The sequence below is a fragment of the Streptomyces sp. NPDC058674 genome (genome assembly GCF_042716505.1).
Lineage (GTDB): Bacteria > Actinomycetota > Actinomycetes > Streptomycetales > Streptomycetaceae > Streptomyces.
The window spans coordinates 1-4,216 of record NZ_JBHXSC010000135.1; the positions used below are offsets into that span (position 1 = coordinate 1).

Consider the following 4,216-nt stretch of genomic DNA (forward strand, 5'->3'; position numbering starts at 1 on the left):
CCACAACAGCTCTTCGGTTAATGGATTCCCGTTGAAATCTACCCGGGAAAGGATACTGACGGGTGAATGAGCCACATTTCCTCCACACCATGCGGACCCCCTTGGAGCAGAGTTCATCTCAAGGGGAATGCGTGCGAAATCCGGGTGCACTGTTCCTCGGTGGAGCAAGCCGGATCCCTATCCGGCGGGCCCCACTCTAGGGAGGGAGGGACGTCCCGTGTCAAGCAGCCCGATAGACTACTCTGTGTGCCGACGCCGCTCCTCACGGGGCTCGGATGGACGGTATTTCGGCCACCAAACGCATTGAAGCAGTCAACCTGGCGGATGGGGCGCTACAGCCCGTGACGTTTCGTTTGTGCTCTTTCAACTCGGGCAAGCGCGATTGTTGGAGCCGCGCGCACGCCAGAGGAAAATCAGTGAAATATTCACGCGGCAACACCGCCCCCGCCACCCGGACGCAAGCCGCGCGCCGATGACGGATTCAACTGCGGGTGAGATCAGAGAAGTTGATCGTGAATCGATGGTCGTGCCGCGACTCCGGGGAGGCCGGGAACTCCAGACAGTTCCTATACGCCCGTAGTGGCGTCGGCGAGGCTGTCCACGATGTCGCGGCACCGTCCGTGGCGGGCGTGGACCGCGCGCTGCCGGGCTGCGCCACCCCCGCGGGTGTGCAGCCGGCGCAGATGCTGCTCGACGAAGCCGAGGTCCCCGGCGGCGGCCAGAGCCGGCGCTGCCCGGGCCAGCAGCCGCTCGGCCAGGATGCGGGCGGGCAGCAGGCAGCCCGTCGCCGGGTCGAGGCCCTCGCCTTCGAGCCCGTACCGGGCGGCGAGGCGGTGCGCCTCCAAGAGGGCGCCGTCCAGGAGGGGCACGGGCCGCAGGCCCTCCTCGACGTCGGACAGGAACGAGGCGGCGAGGCCCCGGACGAGGGCGCTGAGCAGGATGACGGTGTCGAGGTCCGCGTTGACGTCGGCCACCCGGATCTCCAGGGTGGGGACGTGCTCGGACGGCCGGGCGTACCAGTAGATCATCCGCCGGTCCAGGAGGGTTCCGCCCCGCACGAGAGCCGTGGCCACGCGCTCGTAACCGCTCTCGTCCAGGACCGGGGCGGGGCCGACGGTGGGCCAGCGGGCGTGCTCGGCGGCGCGTCCGGCGGCGTAGCCGGTGTCACGGCCACGGGCGAAGGGGGAGTTGGCCGCGAGGCCCTGCAGCACCGGAAGCCAGGGCTGCATGTGGTTGGCCAGCGCGAGCGCCTGGCCCCGGCCGCTCACCCCGACGTGGATGTGGCAGCCGCACACCACCCCGTCGTAGCGGCCCACCGCGCCGGCGAAACGGACGGCCATCCGCCGGTAGCGCTCGCCGGCGGTCACCTCCAGCGGGTCCTGCGGGGCGAGCGCCGGGGTGCCGGAAGCGATCAGCCGGCACCCCTCACCGTCCGCCGCCCTCCCCATCACGGTCCGCAGCCACGCCAGGTCCTCGCGCAGCTCCGGCAGCCTCGACGTAGGGAGCGTGCACGTCTCCACTTGGGCGGTGTAGAACTCGTGCTGCGCCCGGTCGCCCAGCAGCGTGGCCGCGGATTCCAGGACCTGGGGACCACGGCCCACCGGCCTGCGCGTACGCCGGTCGACGAGCAGGAACTCCTCCTCCACGCCCACCGTCAGAAGCCCGCTCGTGACCGGCGGGGCGGGAGCGTCGGACCGCAGCGGGCCCCTGCCCGTGCGTTCCGGTCCGCCGGCTGACTCAAGCACGACCGATGTCATCGAACCAGCCCTTCCGTCGAGGAGGGCAGACGGGGGGCATCACATCCGCCCGGCCCCCGGCGGCTACCCCCCGAAGGCGCTCCCCACGCCTGCCCGGGTACGCCCCCCGCGCGGCGCCGCCTCCGGCCCCTCCCCGTCGGCCGGCTCTGCGCCCGCCCCGGACGGAGGCGTAGATGTTGCCGCCTCCGCCGCCTGTGCCAAGTGTGGGCGTAACGGAAGGAGACCCGCATGAGAGTCATGCTCAGGGCGCACATGGACACGGCCGCGACCAATGAGGGCATCAAGTCCGGCACGCTGCCCCGGACGATCAAGAAGCTGATGGAGAAGGTGAAGCCGGAGGCCGCCTACTTCGGGCTGCACGAGGGCGTGCGGTCCTGCTGGATGGTCTTCGACCTCCAGGACAGTTCCCACATGCCGTCGCTGATCGAGGACCTGCTCCTGGAGTTCAACGCCGAGGTGGAGGTCGCCCCGGTCATGAACGCGGAGGATCTGGCGAAGGGGCTGGCCGCGATGCAGTCCTCGCCCTAGTACTGCAACGGTGTTTGCCGTGACGGTTGGGCAGGTCGGTCGTTTGTCAGGTCATGGTGGGGAACTTGCTGATGCCCGGTCGTGGGCTGGTGAACTGAAGTCCTTGCATGAGCGGTTCGTGCACCGTTTCTCCAGGTCGGAGCCGCGGGAGTCGGCTCTTGCCTATATGCGGGGGCTGATAGCTCCGCTGGAGCGGAGAACGGCTGGACGCTTGCCGAGGAGGCCGGGCATGGCGGCCCGGACCGGATCCACCGGCTGCTGAACCGGATCGACTGGAACGCGGACGAGGTCCTGGACGACGTGCGGGACTACGTCATCGAGCACCTCGGCGATCCGGATGGGGTGCTGATTATGGACGACACCGGGTTCCTGAAGAAGGGTGTCCGCTCGGCCGAGTCCAGCGCCAGTACTCCGGAACCGCCGGCCGGACGGAGAACTCCCAGATCGGGGTGTTCCTCGCCTATGCCGGAGGCCGTGGCCGCACCCTGATCGACCGCCGCCTCTATCTGCCCACGTCATGGACGGATGACCGCGACCGGTGCCGGGCCGCCGGCATCGACGACAAGGTCGCCTTCGAGACGAAGGCGGTGATGGCCAAGGCCATGGTCCGCCGGGCGATCACGGACCGGATCCCGTTCCGGTGGGTGACCGCCGACGCCGCCTACGGCTTCTCCAAAGACTGGCGCACCGAGCTCGAGCGGGCGGTTGTTAGACAAACCCTAGCGGCAGGCGACCGTGTGACAGAGGGAGGCCGGCTGCTCACGCATCCGGCCTCCGCTGCGTCATTCCGCCGAGTATCGGCGGGACACCTCGACGGACACCGCTTCGATGAATTCAGCAGGCGGAATATAGCCGTGCTCCTGAACATAGTGAATGATCAGGTTAGGGGCTACGTAAAGCGACCCGTCAGACGCCGTGGCACGAATCTCCGCATGCCCCAGCGGATAGCTTTTACCCGTTCGAGGCGAAGTAGCCATGGGTTCGGTGAGGACCGTACAAATAGTGCAATGGTGAAATCCGCGCGCCTTGTGGTCCAGGAACGCCCCGAGGTCCAAGAGGTTAGCAACGAATTCATTGCTCGACTCTCCGACGGCGAAATCCTCGTCTCCTTCCAACCAACCTACAGTGAGCCCCTGCGGGGGCTCGTGGTAGTTGTAGTCGTAGGTTGCCAGATCCGGGTAGTAGGTCATCGGAGCCCTTCTTCAAACAATCGTCGCCGCTGCGGTCCAGCATACCCGCACGCGTTCATTCCGATTCGACGGGAGAGGGCCCGTACCTGAACGGCAGGGGCCCTCTCGGACTAGATCAGGCGAAGGGATTGAACTCCCGGCACATCGCCAAGTGGACATCCCCCATTCCTCTGCCGATCAGCTTGCTGAGGTTGACGTCTCGCGTCACAGTCCAACTGCCGCTGACGATATTGAGGTCCTTCGGAGGGCCGAGGATGTAATCCGGAAGAATATCTCCGGGTTTGAATACATCCTCGACGTCAGGGGCCCCCTTACCCAGCTCGACCGCCTTCCCCGCAGAATCACCAAGCGTCTTCTTGTGGGGAATGTAGAAGTGCAGCGTCGTGCCCTCGGGAACCATGAAGTTGCTCGTACTCCGACCGAACCAACCGTGTCCCGCGAAAACGGTTGCACCATCCGCGCGTCGTCCGGTCGTCACGGACTCGGGGCCCACCTTCGGCACACCGACGTTCCGCTGGTCACGCCCCTTCACCACCGTCGGTTGGCTATTGACATTCTTGCGCGCTGTCCGCTTGGACCAGGCGCCGTTCGTCCGGCCTACGTCCGCACTGCTGCGGGCTCCACCGGCCTTGCTCCCGCCCGCCTTAGAAGTCATCTCATTTGGGCTTCGCGGGTAGGCTGTCGGTCATGGTGGGGATCATTGAGCGGCTGGTGCCGGATGAGTTGTGGGTGCTGTTCCAG

The 4,216-nt window shown here is 66.9% G+C and carries 4 protein-coding genes and 1 pseudogene; 2 read left to right on the forward strand and 3 right to left on the reverse strand.

Translation table 11 applies throughout. The features are described 5' to 3' along the window. Positions 1–566: 566 nt before the first annotated feature. Entirely contained in the window at positions 567–1,745 is a 1,179-nt protein-coding gene (locus ACFWU6_RS33550) for a glutamate--cysteine ligase (RefSeq protein WP_383985251.1), read from the reverse strand. Positions 1,746–1,985: 240 nt separating this feature from the next. Here ACFWU6_RS33550 and ACFWU6_RS33555 point away from each other — a divergent pair, with 240 nt between their 5' ends. Further along, positions 1,986–2,285 carry a hypothetical protein gene (locus tag ACFWU6_RS33555; RefSeq protein WP_383813032.1) on the forward strand — a complete coding sequence of 100 codons (300 nt, stop codon included), beginning with the start codon at positions 1,986–1,988 and terminating at the stop codon, positions 2,283–2,285. 43 nt (positions 2,286–2,328) lie between these two features. After that, positions 2,329–3,010, forward strand: a pseudogene (locus ACFWU6_RS33560) (IS701 family transposase); the annotation flags it as partial. A 57-nt stretch (positions 3,011–3,067) separates the two neighbouring features. On the opposite strand, the gene ACFWU6_RS33565 reads toward ACFWU6_RS33560, so the two are convergent. Together ACFWU6_RS33565 and ACFWU6_RS33570 are read right to left on the reverse strand one after the other, a co-directional pair. Then, entirely contained in the window at positions 3,068–3,475 is a 408-nt protein-coding gene (locus ACFWU6_RS33565) for a hypothetical protein (RefSeq protein ID WP_383985257.1), read from the reverse strand. Positions 3,476–3,590: 115 nt separating this feature from the next. Then, positions 3,591–4,130: a putative adhesin gene (locus ACFWU6_RS33570; protein ID WP_383985254.1), complete on the reverse strand. Its 540-nt coding sequence runs from the start codon at positions 4,128–4,130 to the stop codon at positions 3,591–3,593. Positions 4,131–4,216 lie beyond the last annotated feature (86 nt).